Source organism: Streptomyces angustmyceticus (genome assembly GCF_040701845.1).
In the GTDB taxonomy this organism is placed as follows: Bacteria; Actinomycetota; Actinomycetes; order Streptomycetales; family Streptomycetaceae; genus Streptomyces; species Streptomyces angustmyceticus_A.
On sequence record NZ_JBFBHQ010000006.1, the window covers coordinates 98,499 to 112,942 of the forward strand.

Here is a 14,444-nt window from a genome sequence, read left to right on the forward strand (position 1 = left end):
TCATCTCCCGGCCGGTGCCGCCTCGTCCTGCCCGCTGCGCGGCCCCGGCACGGCCGTGGCTGCCGCGGTGAGATCCAGCTGAAGGCGGCTGTTCACGTCCAGCTCGAACCGGCCGTAGGGGTTCACGTGGGTCCAGAACAGCGGGGACAGGGCCCGCCGGTCGGCGTCGGTGAGCCGCTTCTGCCGCTTTTCCTCGCTCAGGATGTCCTGGAGCAGCAAGGTGTTGACGTGCACCAACGCGGACCGGAGCAGGTGCAGCGCCAGCATCGAGACCTCCTGGGACTCCTTGTCGGAGCCGGTCAGGTCACCGTCCTTACCGTCTCCACGTCCGTGCAGTGCCGCAGCACGCCCTCGATCATCGCGGCGACCTCGGAGGCCGAGCAGGACTTGAACCGCCCGTACACGCATAGCGATTTTTTCTCGACGTGCCAGTAGGCCATCACGCCGGGCCGCGGTACCGCTGGTGCCACTCGGTCATGAAGTTCGACGACCAGGAGACGAACTTCTTGGAGTCTCTCGCGCAGGCGGTGCCCTCGCCCCACCATGCGGCGTCGCGGGCGGCGAAGGTGGCGTCGACCAGCCGCACCAGTTGCCGCGGACCCGCTTGAGCTCCTTGTTGAGCTCGTGCCCCCGCCGCCCGCGCTGTCCGCGTCCGCGTCCGCGCCGGCGTCCTCGGCGAACAGGTCGTCCAGCCGGGAACGGGTCGCCGCCGACAGCCGCCCACGGTGGCCGCGCAGAATCGCCACTCGAAGGTGCTGACCGCCTTGCCCACCAGCCGGGCGATCTGCCCTGGGGCCGGTGGCTCCAACCGGTCCTTGCGGCAGCGGGCCACCACCGCCTCCGCCAACCGGCCCCGGTTCAGCTCCACCCCGCACGACTCGACCGCCGGCCACGGGATCTCCCCAGCGTCCTCCGGGAACCGGGCCGCCACCTCGAAGAACTTCAGCAACAGCGCGAACCCCAAACGGTTCGTCCCCGACGTGTTCCGCAGCCGCTCCTGGTCCTCCTCCAACAGCGGCCAGACTTCGATCAGGCCCTCCGGCTCCCACTCCTGCCGCACCGCACCCCGGTCTCCCGCCCCGGTCGTCATGACCGGACCAACCTCGCAGAGCACGGCCCCCCAGTGAGCCCAGAAGACCAAAGACTTCGAAAGCCCACCCCTGATCCGCTACAGAGAGCTCCTTGTCGCTTCGCCGTAGCTTCGGGGGAACAGGGCCTCGTCCTCAGCCTCGCTCCCGTTCGTTCCCGTCCTGGCCGGCCGACGTATCTCTCCGAGTGCGGTGCGGATGAGGAGCGCCGCCACGACGGCACCGCATCCGAGTGCTGCCTGTGCCCAGTGGGTCATCGGTCAGGCCAGGGCGAAGTAGCGCAGCCATACGTATGCGGCCGAGATGGCCACGGTGACGACGGTGACGACGAGGCCGTACTTGGTGAATTGCCAGAAGGAGATGGGGGTGCGGTTGCGTTCGGCGATGCCGAGGACGACGACGTTGGCGCTGGCGCCGATGGCGGTGGCGTTACCGCCGAGGTCCGCGCCGATGGCGAGGGCCCACCACAGGACGTGGTCGCCGGAGCCGCCCACCGCCGTGACGAGATCGCTGGTGATGGGCGCCATGGTGGCGACGTAGGGGATGTTGTCGATGACGCCCGACAGCACGCCCGAGCCGCCGAGCAGGACCATCGCCCCGCCCAGTTCGTCGCCGCCGATCGCCTGCCCGAGAGTCTTGGAAACCTCGCCGATCACGCCGGTCTCGATGAGTCCGCCGATCATGATGAACAGCCCGGCGAAGAAGGCGAGCGTGGGCCACTCGACCTCGCTGAGCACGTCGCGGGTTTCCGCGGCGGACACGGCGACCAGCAGCCCGGCCCCGAGGAGGGCGACGATGCTGGGCTCGTAGTGCAGTACCGGATGCAGGACGAAGCCGACGACGACCAGAGCGAGGACGGTCAGGCCCTGGACGAGGAGCCGGGGGTCGCGGATCGCCTCGCGTTCCTCCAGCTCCATCACCTCGGCAGCGCGGTCCTCGTCGTACCGGAAGGAGGTGCGGAACAGCACCCGGCACAGCGCGATGAGGGCCAGTATCAGCAGGGCGGACAGCGGAGCGAGGTGGACGAGGAAGTCGTTGAAGGTCAGTCCCGCCCGGCTGGCGATGATGATGTTCGGCGGGTCGCCGACGAGGGTGGCGGTGCCGCCGATGTTGGAGGCGAGGACCTCGGCGATCAGGAACGGTGCGACGGGGAGGGCCAGGCGTTCGCAGACCAGCAGGGTGACGGGGGCGATGAGCAGCACGGTGGTGACGTTGTCGAGCAGCGCCGAGGCCACGGCTGTGATCACTATCAGCATGACCATCACGCGGAAGGGTCTGGCATTCGCTCTCTTCACGGACCAGATGGCCAGGTACTCGAACAAGCCGGTCTTCTTCAGCACGCCGACGATCATCATCATGCCCATCAGCAGGAAGATGACGTTCCAGTCGATGCCGCTGTGCTCGGAGTAGAAGGCCGATGTGTCGTCGGTCGCCCCGATCGCCAGCATCAGGCCGGCGCCGCCGAGGGCCGCCGCCACCCGGTGGATCTTTTCGGTGATGATCAGGGCGTATGCGCCGACGAAGACGACGATCGCGGCCCAGCTCTGCCAGTCGTTCATTGTTCTCCGATGAGTCGTTCCGTCGAGCGGCCATGAGCGTTGCCGCCTGCGGGGGTTCCGCGTTGGGCCGCGCTGGCGTTGCCCGCGGTCGAGGCGGCGGGGCAGGGAGCGGAGAGGTCATGCGGGGACATGGCCGGTCTCCTTGCTGTGGGGCGTTGCTGCTTCGTCCTGGTCGCGCTCGGCCGGGATGCCGGTGAGGTCCTCGACGTGGAAGAGGCGGGCGATCGGGACGTCCGTGCTGCTGTGGGCCATGATCGAGGCCGCGATGCAGACCGCAATGAGGGTGTACGCCTCGTGGCCCTGCGGGATGCCGGACTGCAGCACCAGCAGGCCGTAGACGACGGACGCGAAGCCCTTCGGCCCGAACCAGGCGGCGACCAGCTTCTCCCGGCGGTCGAATCGCGTCCCGATGAGCGACAGCAGCAGCGAGGCAGGCCGGATGAGGACGATCGCCAGGACGACGGCGACGTAGCCGCCGAGGGACAGGTCGCCGAAGAGCTGTGGGGTGAGCAGGGCGCCGAAGACCAGCAGTGCGGCGAATTTGGCCAGTTCGGCCAGCACTTCGCCGAGCGGCTCGAACGCCGACTTCGCTGCAGGCGACGCCGCGGTGAGAGCGGCACCGGCGGAGAAGGCTGCGAGGTAGGGGTTGGCGTGGGTGAGGTGGCACAGCCCGTACAGGACGATCCCGATGGCCAGCGGCAGCAGTGGTTGCAGCTTCGGCTCGGAGCCGAGCAGCCGGAAACGCACGAGGCGGGTGACGAACAGAGGCAGCAGGACGCCGAGGGCCAGCCCGAGGCACAGCTCCAGCCCGATGGTCGCGAGCGACGCGTCCGCGTGGCCGGCCGTGGGACCGGCCGCCGCGATCAGGACGAGGACGAGGGGCAGGGCGAGGCCGTCGTTGATGCCGCTTTCCACATTCAGCAACTGCCGGAGCCTGACGGGGACTTCCTTGCGCCCGACGATCGCCGAGGCGAACACCGGGTCGGTGGGCGCGAGCACCGCTCCGACCAGGAATGACATCATCCAGTCCAGGCCCACCAGGCAGTGCGTGACCAGGGCCGTGCCGAGGAAGGCGAGCGGCATGCCGAGGCCCAGCGCCCGGGCCGGGTTCTTCCAGTTCTCGCGCAGCTTCGGGAAGGAGACGTGCATCCCGTCGGTGAACAGCACGGCGAACAGGGCGAGGTCCGCGGTGACCGAGACGATCTCGCTGTCCGGGGTGATGTGGATCAGGCCGAGGAAGCCGTCGCTGACCAGTGCGCCGCTGACGAGGAAGAGCAACGAGGTGGACAGGACCGTACGGGCGGCGAGCCCGGAGAGCAGCACCGCGACGAGCAGCGCGACTCCGAAAACGGCAACGAGCACCATGGGTGTCCCCGATCGGTAAGAGAGCTCTCTCCAACTCGCCGACCAGACTTCCCGGCACACCGCGAGGAACCATACCTGCTCTTTACGCGATATTGACAGGTCTCTAGCGCGCATCCGTGGCGCGACATTGTTGCCGGAGCCCGGCACCCGTCGTTGACCGTCGAGGTGCTGCTCTTCGCCATCTCGACGGTGCTGACCTGGGGCTACTACGGCCTCAATGCATGGTCGTACCTCTTCGGCCGCAGCAAGGCCGGCCAGCTCACCTACAAGGTCGTCTACACCCTGTTCGCCGTCGCAGGCTCGCTGCTGACCCTCCAGACACTCATCGACATGGCCGACGCCGTGCTCTTCATGCTGGCTGTCATCAACATCATCGGCCTCTACCTCCTCGCCCCGGTCGACAAGCGCGAGCTGAACTCCTTCCTGGAGTACGTCCGCGCCCGCAAGGCCGGTGAAACCGACGGGGCCGACGAAGACCAGGAGCCGGTGAAGACCACCGTCTGACCGCCCTTGCGGCCCGGCTCCTCAAGTGGGGTCCGTATACGCTCGCGCCTTGCGTGTACGGGCCCCGCCCACTTGTGTATCGGCAGGTGCATGTGCACATAGGGGCCCTCGCCGGTCACGGCGCCGTGCACGCGGTGGCCGTCCCGTCTACAGCTCCTTCGCCGGCCAGTCGAGCAGGCGTGCGCCGATGACCGCGGTGTGAAGGGTATAGCGGTGCACGGGGTCGGCCGGGTTGGAGCCGGTGAGCTGGTGAATGCGGCCCAGGCGGTAGGTCAGTGCCCGGACGCTCAAAGACAGGCGCCTGGCAGCTTCCGCCGATACGCATCCCGAGTCGAAGTACGCGGTCAGCGTCTCCAGGAGCGGTTCGGCGCCGCCGCGGGCCTGTCGGAGCGGGCCGAGGGCGCTGCGTACGAGGTCCGCCATGGCCTCGCGGTCCCGGGTGAGAACGGGGTAGACGAGGAGGTCCGCGGCGTGGAGGACCGGATCGTCGAGGTCCATGCGCTCCGCCAGTCCGAGGGCGTTCAGGGCCTCTTGGTAGGACTGGACGACGCCGCTGGCGCCGGGGTGGGTACGGCCCACCGCGACCCGGCCTCCGTCCGTGGCAGCGTGGGCCTGCTTGGCGAAGGAGGTCAGGACGTCCGTCTGGTCCCCGGGCGCGATGCAGATCAGACGGCCGTCCTTGGTGGTGAGCAGTATCCGGCGGTCGCCGAAGCGCCCCAGGAGGGCGAGCTCCACGCGCCGTGCGACGGGGTCGGTCTCGGAGTAGGCGGCAGTGCCCTCGGCCACGGCGACGGCGTGGGCATGGGAGAAGCGCAGGCCGAAGCGCTCGGCCCGTTCGGCCAGACGCCCCAGATCGGCGCTTCCGTGGAGCAGGTCGTCGATGAATTCGCGGCGTTCGGCCTCTTCTTGGCGTACGGCGAGATGCTGGGCGCGCTCAAAGCCTTCGGAGAGGGCATCGACGACCTGTGCGACGGCGGCGAGGGCACTGTCGGCGTGAGCAGACGCATGGCGTGGCCAGGCGGCGCGGGTTACCGTGAGGTGGCTGTTGATCAGGGAGCGCAAGCTGTGGCCCGTCTCGGCCGCCTGCTCCCCAGCCGTACGCCGCGAGGCGAGTTCGTCACGGTTCAGGAGGCGCCCGGTCCGTGCCACTTCGTCGAGGATCCGGTCGTATCCGTCCAGGAAATCCTCGGGTATCTCCCGCCGTTCCACTTGTCCCACCCCTTGGCGTATTGCTTGCGCTTTCTTAGCACACAGGCCGGAGAGGCTCAGCGCCGATGCGGAGCCCTTTACGAGGACAGGCAGGTGCCCGCCGACGGCAAGCTGTCGGCGGGCACCTGCCTTCCCCTGTTGGATGGTTAGTCGGTGATCGGGATCTTCCCGTTGGCAGCGGCCCGCTCGGGGACGGATGCCTGGGGCTTCGCGGCTGTGCCACGCTGAGCGATGCCCTTGAGCATCTCGGCGAGGTCGACGCCCGTGGTGGAGCTGAGCAGTTCCATGCCCTGGGCGACGTTGTCGGCGACCGTACGGGACAGCTGGCTCGCGCCGTCCGTGGAGATCACGGTCATCTTGTCCACGGCGCTGAGCGGTTCGGACGCCTTGGCGACGACCTGCGGCAGCGCCTCGACCAGCATCTGGAGCATGGCCGCGTCGCCGTACTGCGCGAATGCGTCGGCCTTCTTCTGCATCGCTTCGGCCTCCGCCGAGCCCTTCGCCGCGATCGCTGCCGCGTCGGCCTCGCCCTCGATCCGTACCGCCTCGGCGAGCGCCGCACGGTGCAGCTTCTCACCTTCACCGGTCAGCCGGGCGCGCTGGGCCTCCGCCTCTGCCTCCTTGACCCGGGCGACGCGCCGGGCCTCGGCCTCCTGTTCGGCCTGGTAGCGGGCGGCGTCGGCGGGCTTGCGGACCTTGGTGTCCAGCTCCCGGTCGGTCAGTGCTGCCTGCCGCTCGGCGACCTTCTCCTGCTCGGAGAGGATCTCCTGCTGACGTGCTGCCTCGGCGAGCGGGCCCGCCGCATTGGCCTGAGCCGCGGCGGCTTCGGTCTCGACCCGGATCTCGGCCTGCTTCAGATTGAACGTCCGCTCGGCGATGGCGATCTCCTCGGCCGCCTTGAGCCGGGCCTGCTCCGAGGCGCGCTTCGCGTTGGCCTCGGCGATGTCGGCCTCCTGGCGGGCCCGGGCGGCCTCGGGCCGGCCCAGGTCCTCCAGGTAGGAGCCCTCGGTGGTGATGTCCTGGATCTGGAAGGCATCCAGAATCAGCCCCTGCCCGGACAGGCTTGCCTCGGCCTCCTCCGCGACCTGCCCGGCGAAGGCGGCCCGATCGCGGATGATGTCCTCGACGGACATCCGGCCGACGATGGCGCGCAGCGCGCCGGAGAGCACTTCCTGGGTGAAGCCGACGATGCCGTCCTGTTGCTGCAGGAAGCGCTGGGCCGCAGCCCGGATCGCGTCCTCGCTGCCGCCGACCTTCACGATCGCGACGCCTTCGAGGTTGGCCTTCACCCCGCGCAGGGTGACGGCACCCCGGACGGCGACCGGGATGTGCCGGCTGGACAGGTCGAGGGAGAACTTCTGCTGGACGAACGGGACCACGAAGACCCCGCCACCGACCACGACCTTCTGGCCGCTGTTGTCGATGCTGACCTGCCCGGTCTCCGGGTCGATGGATTTCTTGCCGCGCCGTCCGGTGATGATGAACGCCTCGTTGGGCCCCGCCACCTTGTAGCGGGTGATGACGACGAGGGCGAGCAGGACGAGGAGTACGACGACTCCGACGACGGCGGCGATGACTGGACTCATATCGGATCCCCCCTGCCTTCCCAGGGGTCGGCAGATCGAGTGGTGGTCTGTTTTCGGTGGCCGGTGATGGCTCCGGTCACCTGTTGAGGAGGTGGGGTGAGAGGCGGTGCCGGTCAGCGCTCGACGGGCCGGACGGCCACCGAGGTGGACGAGAGCGGCGCCTCCACCCAGATCTCGGCACCGCGGGCCACGGGAACCGCGCTCTTGGCTGCCAGCTTCACGGGATGGCCCCCGAGACGAAGCAGCACTTCGCCGTAGCCGTCGAGCGGAATGGCGGTCACCACCGATCCCGCCGTGCCGGTCAGGTCCTCTTGGCGCGGAGTGGCATCGGTCTGATCGCGCATCAGCATCCGGCTGAACGTCCACGCGAGCCAGCCCGCGGCGGCACCGGCGAGCACGCCGATTCCCGCCGCGGCACCGGCATCGAGGCCGGTGCCGCCCAGCAAGATCGCGCTGCTGAAACCGAACATCGACAGGAAACCTGCAATCACCGGAAGTGACAGCAGACCGTCGAAGAGCCCGTCCAGGGCTCCCCCGAAGGCCCCTTCGAGGAAACCGTCAAAGACCAGCGAGAGCACGAGCAGCACGATGCCTGCTATGCCGAGACCAAGAAACCAGGTCACCTTGGACACCCTCCCCGTTCTCCCGAATCGCTTGGACAGGAAGGAGCGTCGCACGTATGGCCGAGTGGATACATTGCCGGTTTCCGGCAATCTTTACGCGTCCTTAATGCCGCCTCGCATCACCCGGGTTCGGCACGCACGGTCGTCCGGCGTGCCCGCGCGGTCCGGCACGGCACGTTGACGGCTAACCTTTGCATGAGGCAACGGGCTGGATTGAGGCAACGATGCTCAAAACCAGCCGACAGGCGGGGCTCGTGGGCTAGCACCCCGTCCCTCTCGCCGCCTCCTGACCCTCTTATTCCGGGGGGAATTCCCCGGCCGGAGGTTCGGGACTTCTGGAAGCTGGGTTCCGTGGCGGCTGAGCAGGACTCCCCGGCGAGCACCGCACCGCGGAGCGGTCGAAGCCGGAGTGCTCCCGCTGGAGTGCGGTCCGTGTGTCGATTGGCAAGGTGAGGCCGGGAGCGCAGCCTTCGACGAAGGCTGCGACCTTGCCGTCGTGGTCGCCCGCCGTCCGAGTGTGCCGATGAGGCCGGCAGTTGCGTCAGGTGGAGACGGGCGCGTGGAGCGCACGCAGGGCGCTTTGGTGGGTGAGCCAGCCGACCAGCCGGTCCTCTCCGGGGGCGAGAACGGGCAGGCCGGTCCCGGGTGCGGTGACGAGGGCGTGCAGGGCTGTGGCCAGCGCCATGTCGGTGGTGAGGGGAGCGGTCGGTTCGGCGAGGTCGGCCGCGAGGGCCGGCGGTTCACAGTCGCCGCCGGGCCGTTCGGCGAGCGCTTCGGCCACGGACCGGGCGGTGAGTGTGCCCAGGTAGCGCCCTTCGGTGTCCATAACCGGCAGTGCTCCGTGATCGGACCGGACCAACAGATCTCCCGCTTCTGCGAGTTCGGCGGTTGCCGACAAGGGTTCGGGGAGGGGCTCCATGACTTCCTCCACGGTCTGCGAGCCGATCGCGGCTCCCGGGGCGGGGGCGTTCAGGTCGATGCCCCGGCGGCGCAGCTTGAGGGTGTAGACGGTGTCGCGGGAGAGCAGCCGGCTGGTGAGGGTGGCCAGGACGATGGCGAGCATCAGCGGCAGGATGATCGAGTACTGGCCGGTGAGCTCGAAGAGGATCACGACGGCGGTGATGGGCGCGCGGGAGGCGCCGGCGAAGACGGCTCCCATGCCGACCAGGGCATAGGCGCCGACGGCGCCTGCGGTGGACGGGAGCAGCTGGTGGGTGGTGGCGCCGTACGCGGCGCCGAGCATGGCGCCGATGAAGAGGCTGGGGGCGAAGACGCCACCGGAACCGCCGATGCCGATGGTCAGGCTGGTGGCGAGGATCTTGCCGACGAGCAGGAGCAGCAAGAAGCCGGCCAGGTACCCGCCATGGGCAGCCTTCTCAAGCACGGGATAGCCCACGCCGTACATCTCCGGCAGCACCAGCAGCACCACGCCCAGCAGCAGCCCGCCCACGGCCGGGCGGAGCCATTCGGGGCCGCGCCAGGCCCAGTCACAGGCGTCCTCGATCCAGTACAGGATCCGGGTGAAGCCGACGCCCACGGCACCCGCGAGCACACCGAGCACGGCGAACAGGCCGTACTGGCCGAGGTGTTCGACATGGAACGCCGGCAGCGTGAGGAACGCGGTGTCGCCGAAGGCGGCCCGGCCGATGATGCTCGCGGTGACGCTGGACAGGACGGTGGCACCGAACGCCTCGACGCTGAAGGCGCCGAGTATCAGCTCCATCGAGAAGAAGACGCCGGCGAGAGGGGCGTTGAAGGTGGCGGCTATGCCGCCGGCCGCGCCGCAGGCGACCAGCAGCCGCATCCGGTCCTCGGAAATCTTGACCACCCGGCCCAGAGTGGAGCCGAGGGCGGAGCCTATCTGGACGATGGGGCCCTCACGGCCGACCGAACCGCCCGAACCGATGCACAGCGCCGAGGCGAGCGCCTTGACGACAGAGACCTGCGGGTTGATCCGGCCGCCGCGCTGGGCGACCGCCAGCATCACCTCCGGCACCCCGTGCCCACGCGCTTCTTTGGCGAACCGGTCGACCAACGGCCCGTACAGCAGGCCCCCGACCACTGGCGCCAGCACGACGAAGAACGGCCCCAGCCCCGGAACGTGCGGATTCGCCTCCCGGCCCGCGCCCGCGTAGTCGGCGTGACCGGAGAAGAGGTGGGTGAAGGTCACGATCAGCCAGCGGAAGGCGATGGAGCCGAGACCGGCCCCCGCACCTACCGTCACCGCGAGCGCCAGAAGGCCCCACGGAGCATTGCGCACGCGCGCCGCGGGTGACGGGGGTCGCGTTTCCACGACGGTGCCCCGAGTGCTGGTGCTGACGGCATCCGTGGTGCCTGTCCCGCTCATGTCGTCCTCTCGTCCTGGCCTATGGTCTCTTTGCATTATGCAAAAGTTGTCAAGGCGTTCTTTTGGCGAGCGGAGGCGGGGGGAGCGGGGTTATGGATGTCCGGGTGTGGGGATGCGCGCCCGCCCCCGGGGGGCTGGTTCGGTTGCGGGGTGATGTTCGGTGGTCGCCTCGAGCCGGACGAACGGAATGCGCCGCCCTGCCTGGCGGTATCCGGCTTCGCTGCCGTCCACCTCGAACCCCATGAAGGAACACAGCCGGCGGGCCAGCCGCGGGTGCTCCGGGGCATAACGGGCCATGATGGCGCCGCCCTCCTCGGGAGGGAGGAAGTGGGCCGTGGTGGCGTAGCGGCGGTTGCCGCACTGGATCGTGGTCCTGGGGGAGTGGCGCAGGTTCTGGTACCAGGCCGCAGCCGGGCCGAAGCCGGAGGCGATGGTCCAGGTCAGTTTGTCGCCGTCCCGCTCGTGGGCGACCACCTCCAGGACCACCTGGCGGCGGAGTCCGGTGAGGCGGCCGGTGTGCTGGAGGAGCAGCATCCGCTTGCCGAGCAGCGGGCCGAGTCCTGCCCGGTAGAGACGGATGGGGAGGCGGGCCGCGAAGCGTCGCCACCCGGTGGGCAGCGGTGGACGTTCGCGGGTTGAGAAGTCGTGCGCCATGGGTTTCCTTCCGAGCGGCGGCCGCCGGCCCGTGCGTGGGCGAGGCGTCGGGAACGGAATTTCGTCAGTGCAACAGTTGCATAGTCTAAAATAGCCTTCTGGGCGCAAGAGGCACGAGCCCCCGGAGTGTCGTGGCGTCGTCACGGAGCGATGCGACGGCCCGGGGCCAGGCACTTCAGGCCCGTGGCCGGCCGGCCTGGCGAGGAGACGTGCGGCCCGCTCGGGGTCGGCGCAACGACCGGGCGAGGCAGCCTGGGGGCGCCTCTGTGCGCCGGGGCGGCAGGGGCCGGATGCGCGCGCCCGTCACCCCGCCGGGAATGCCATGGATCGGGCGGCGGCATCGCACTCGGTGGTCGCGTGCACTGTGGGTGTCCCGACGGGACGACCGCCGCTGCCGGGCGGTAGAAATGGGGGATGGGCGAGAGCGGAGCCCCCACGAGGGGTGTAGATGATGTGGATGCGGTGACCCGAGCGGTCCTCACGGCGTCAAGACTGCTGGTCGCGGTGTCCGCGCGGTCACTCGGCGAGGTCGAGGAGCGGGTGACGCTCCCTCAGTTCCGGATGCTGGTGGTGCTCTCCACACGCGGGGCCACCAAACTGGTCGTGCTCGCCGAACTGCTCCAGGTCGCTCCCTCGACCGCCATGCGGATGGTGGACCGGCTCATCGCTGCCGGTTTGGCGAACCGCCAGGCCAATCCGGACAACCGACGTGAGACCTTGCTCCAGCTCACCGACGAGGGTCGGCGCACGGTCGAGGACGTCACCGCCCGCCGTCGCGCGGAGATCAGCGCCATCGTCGAACGTCTCGCCCCCGAGCAGCGCTCCGCCCTCATCGGAGCGCTCACCGCATTCAACGACGCGGGCGGCGAACCGCCCGTGGACGCTCCGGAATTGCATCCCCTGGGGTGGGCCGACACCCTTCCGGACCGCCGTAACTGAGTCTGTCCGCTCCCACGGCGCATGCGTGTCGGCCGCGGCCGGAGTGGGTGGTGGTGGAGTGGGTGTCGTGCCGGGCGGAAACGGGGCGGGCCCCGCGGACCGCGGGGCCCGCCGGTGCTCACCGTCGGCGGAACTGGGGTCCGTAGGTGCCTGTGCGGTCGGGAAGGTCGATCTCCATCAGTTCCATGGCGGGGTGCTCCAGCCCGCGCATGGCGTGGACGGCCAGCTGCAAGGTGTGGTGATCGCCTTCGTCCCATGCCCGGTCGAGGGTGTTGAGCACGGCGTTGTAGGCGGTATCGAAATGATCAAGAAACCGACGTGCCTGGGCAGAAGGGTGCGGCCAGCCACCACGGGGGACCCCGGCCATGGGGCGAGCTTCGGGGAAGGGGACGGGTGCGCCGGTGAACTCCCAGCCGTCGTCGGTCTCGCGCAGCCGCCGCCCGTGATAGATCTCGCCGAAAGCGTAGTAGTGCGCCGGGTGGTCGTCGCTGAAGGAATCGGCAGGTGAGCTGGTGGTTCCCTCTCCCTGCTCCTTGATGATCTCGATGCATCGCTCGACGTCCTCAAGGCTGCCAACGGGCTTGAGCACGTCGGAGCCGATGTGCTCGGACAGCTGCCCCCGTCGTGACAGCTCGGGTTTCGTGGCCCGGAATGTCTTGAGCAGGCCACTGTAGAAGGCTCCGACGCTGGGCGCCTGGTTGGTGCTCTGGGCAAGCGGACCTTCGGGAGCCTCGATGGCCATCATCACGTCACGGACAAGGGACTTGGTCAAGCCCGACAGGTACACGTTCAGGCCGGGGTGCACCCCGCCGGGCAGCGGTCCGGGGTAGACGGGCGCAGCGTCCCTGATCCGCGGCCGGCCGCCCACGGCAACCAGCAGGTTGCAGACCACGCCCAGGTGGTACATCTCGTCACCGACGACGCGACGGATCAGCCGTGCGGCTTCGGTACGCCGGTCGATGATCGACCACCAGCCGCACAGGTAGGGCGGGATGGTGGAGAGTTCGAGTTCCACGGCGACCTGGAGGGCTTCCTTGAGCCAGTCGAGGCCACGACCGGGCTCCGGCACGGCAAGCAGACGCGCCACCGATCCGCCGCCGACCTCGGCCCCAGGCCGGCGCACCGGCAGGCCGGCCGTCGCCGTTCCGGCTTCCCGCTCGGCTGCGACCGCCGTTCCGGTCACCGCGGTCGGTGCTCCGGCCGCCAAGGCGGCCGACGCCAGAAAACTCCTGCGGTTGATAGGGGGGACCGCCGGCCCGTCCGGGTCTTCGCTGGTGCCACTCACCGTTGCCTCCCGTCATACTGCTCACGGAGCCTCAGGCCGAAGCATCGTGAGGCCGCTGAAGGCTCGCGAAGCTAGCAGCGATCACAGTCGCTCCCCGGATGCACAGGCCGCAGCATGCTCCCTCCACCCTCTTGGACCAGCCAGGGCCCGACCAACTCGTTGATCTTGGGAATGGGCATGTGCCGACCCGGCCCGCCCTGGTCGGCACATGCCGGCCGGACACGAACGTCATGCCACGCTCCGGGTCGAACCGAGGAATCCCCGCCCGGAACGGCCTTGTTCGAGAGGGTGTGCAGCCCGGGCGCACGGCTACCCCGCGGGGTGCGCGACGCCGGAAGGCCTCGCTCCGCTTGGCGAGCCCCCTTCGAAGGATTCGTCAGGACAACGTCGCCAGTCATGCAGACAGGTGAGCCGGCCCGTGGCTCTGGCGTTCACCTTGAACGCCAGAGCCGCCAGGGGGCCCGCCGGTTCCGTTGCCCGCTCCTGCGCCGTGCCGGCCTGGGTGCCGCGCACCGGGGGCACCTCCGGTGGCGAGGGCAGGTACGCCACGGCCGTGTCCAGCAGCGGCTCGATCCCGCGGTGGTGGTAGGTCGAGCCGCACCGCACCACCACGCCGTCGCCGGTACGGGGCAGGTCGCGCAGGGCGCAGGCCAGGGTCCGCGCACTGAGCCCGGACTCGGCGCAGAACTCCTCCAGCGCCAAGGGGCGGAGTTCCGACACGGCCCCCTCCAGCAGCCTGCGGCGCGCCGCAGGCTGCTGCGTCGCGCAAGGCACTCGGCACCGGGCCTTCCTCGGTCGAGTCGCAGGCGTCGGCCCGGACCAGCGACCGTATGCGCGGTAGATCCACGACACCGGTGAACCCGTCCTCCGTGCCGATCGGCATCTGGACGACCAGCGGCGCCGGGTCGAGCTGCTGCCGGATCGGCTCGACCGTCGTGTCGGAGGTCGGTGCCCGCGCGGTCCATCTTGTTGACGAAGGCGATCCGCGGCCCCCCCGTACCGGTCGGCGTGCCGCCGTACCGACTCGCTCTGCGGCTCGAAGCCCGCGACCGCGTCGACCACGGCGATGGAGCCATCCGGCACGCGCAGCGAACGCTCGACCTCGTCGACGAAGCCGACGTGGCGCGGAGTGCTGATCAGGTTGATCCGGTGCTCGTCCCGGATACACCGGGCGGGCGCGGCGAAGAGGGTGCCACGGTCGTGTTCCTGCGGGTCGGAGTCGGTGACGGTCGTGCCGTCTTGGACCTCGCCACGTTCGTGAGTGGTCCCGGTGACTTGCCGGCTT

10 protein-coding genes and 3 pseudogenes are annotated in these 14,444 nt (G+C 69.5%); 2 read left to right on the forward strand and 11 right to left on the reverse strand.

The genetic code is table 11. The annotated features are described in order from the left end of the window. From AB0411_RS15995 to AB0411_RS16010, 4 genes and pseudogenes are all read right to left on the reverse strand, one after another. Nucleotides 1-267, reverse strand: coding sequence for a Tn3 family transposase (locus AB0411_RS15995; protein WP_366417900.1), 267 nt, complete (start codon nt 265-267; stop codon nt 1-3). Between the two features lie 32 nt (nt 268-299). Continuing rightward, nucleotides 300-1,090 (reverse strand): annotated as a pseudogene (locus AB0411_RS16000) (Tn3 family transposase). 258 nt (nt 1,091-1,348) lie between these two features. Next, the gene (locus AB0411_RS16005; protein WP_366417902.1) at nt 1,349-2,647 is read right to left on the reverse strand and encodes an ArsB/NhaD family transporter; all 1,299 of its coding nucleotides are present in this window, start codon (nt 2,645-2,647) and stop codon (nt 1,349-1,351) included. 117 nt (nt 2,648-2,764) lie between these two features. After that, complete coding sequence (locus tag AB0411_RS16010; protein WP_366417903.1) at nt 2,765-4,012, reverse strand: cation:proton antiporter; 1,248 nt, start codon at nt 4,010-4,012, stop codon at nt 2,765-2,767. 153 nt (nt 4,013-4,165) lie between these two features. Between AB0411_RS16010 and AB0411_RS16015 the strand changes: the two are divergent. Then, a pseudogene (locus AB0411_RS16015) lies at nt 4,166-4,516 on the forward strand (alanine:cation symporter family protein); the annotation flags it as partial. A gap of 147 nt (nt 4,517-4,663) precedes the next feature. Here AB0411_RS16015 and AB0411_RS16020 read toward each other — a convergent pair. The 5 genes from AB0411_RS16020 to AB0411_RS16040 form a co-directional block, all read right to left on the reverse strand. After that, the gene (locus tag AB0411_RS16020; RefSeq protein WP_366417904.1) at nt 4,664-5,725 is read right to left on the reverse strand and encodes a PucR family transcriptional regulator; all 1,062 of its coding nucleotides are present in this window, start codon (nt 5,723-5,725) and stop codon (nt 4,664-4,666) included. A 146-nt stretch (nt 5,726-5,871) separates the two neighbouring features. Next, nucleotides 5,872-7,311, reverse strand: a complete 1,440-nt coding sequence (locus AB0411_RS16025; RefSeq protein ID WP_366417905.1) for a flotillin family protein — start codon at nt 7,309-7,311, stop codon at nt 5,872-5,874. A 113-nt stretch (nt 7,312-7,424) separates the two neighbouring features. Next, on the reverse strand, nt 7,425-7,934 hold the full coding sequence (locus AB0411_RS16030) for a hypothetical protein (protein ID WP_366418231.1): 510 nt from the start codon (nt 7,932-7,934) through the stop codon (nt 7,425-7,427). Nucleotides 7,935-8,475: 541 nt separating this feature from the next. Continuing rightward, entirely contained in the window at nt 8,476-10,170 is a 1,695-nt protein-coding gene (locus AB0411_RS16035; RefSeq protein ID WP_366418232.1) for a chloride channel protein, read from the reverse strand. Nucleotides 10,171-10,371: 201 nt separating this feature from the next. Further along, a complete protein-coding gene (locus AB0411_RS16040) occupies nt 10,372-10,935 on the reverse strand; it encodes a nitroreductase family deazaflavin-dependent oxidoreductase (RefSeq protein WP_366417906.1) in 564 nt (187 codons plus the stop codon). 414 nt (nt 10,936-11,349) lie between these two features. On the opposite strand from AB0411_RS16040, the gene AB0411_RS16045 reads away from it, so the two are divergent. Further along, nucleotides 11,350-11,874, forward strand: coding sequence for a MarR family winged helix-turn-helix transcriptional regulator (locus tag AB0411_RS16045; protein WP_366417907.1), 525 nt, complete (start codon nt 11,350-11,352; stop codon nt 11,872-11,874). Nucleotides 11,875-11,992: 118 nt separating this feature from the next. Here the strand turns inward: AB0411_RS16045 and AB0411_RS16050 are convergent, their stop codons facing one another. Both AB0411_RS16050 and AB0411_RS16055 read right to left on the reverse strand, forming a co-directional pair. Beyond that, nucleotides 11,993-13,159: a ferritin-like domain-containing protein gene (locus AB0411_RS16050; protein ID WP_366417908.1), complete on the reverse strand. Its 1,167-nt coding sequence runs from the start codon at nt 13,157-13,159 to the stop codon at nt 11,993-11,995. Nucleotides 13,160-13,558: 399 nt separating this feature from the next. Next, nucleotides 13,559-14,431, reverse strand: a pseudogene (locus tag AB0411_RS16055) (GTP-binding protein); the annotation flags it as partial. Between the last annotated feature and the right edge of the window lie 13 nt (nt 14,432-14,444).

Coding starts and splice junctions, on each gene's coding strand:
- AB0411_RS15995 (WP_366417900.1), bottom strand. CDS start 267: ATGCTGGCGCTGCACCTGCTCCGGTCCGCGTTGGTGCACGTCAACACC.
- AB0411_RS16005 (WP_366417902.1), bottom strand. CDS start 2,647: ATGAACGACTGGCAGAGCTGGGCCGCGATCGTCGTCTTCGTCGGCGCA.
- AB0411_RS16010 (WP_366417903.1), bottom strand. CDS start 4,012: ATGGTGCTCGTTGCCGTTTTCGGAGTCGCGCTGCTCGTCGCGGTGCTG.
- AB0411_RS16025 (WP_366417905.1), bottom strand. CDS start 7,311: ATGAGTCCAGTCATCGCCGCCGTCGTCGGAGTCGTCGTACTCCTCGTC.
- AB0411_RS16040 (WP_366417906.1), bottom strand. CDS start 10,935: ATGGCGCACGACTTCTCAACCCGCGAACGTCCACCGCTGCCCACCGGG.
- AB0411_RS16045 (WP_366417907.1), top strand. CDS start 11,350: ATGGGCGAGAGCGGAGCCCCCACGAGGGGTGTAGATGATGTGGATGCG.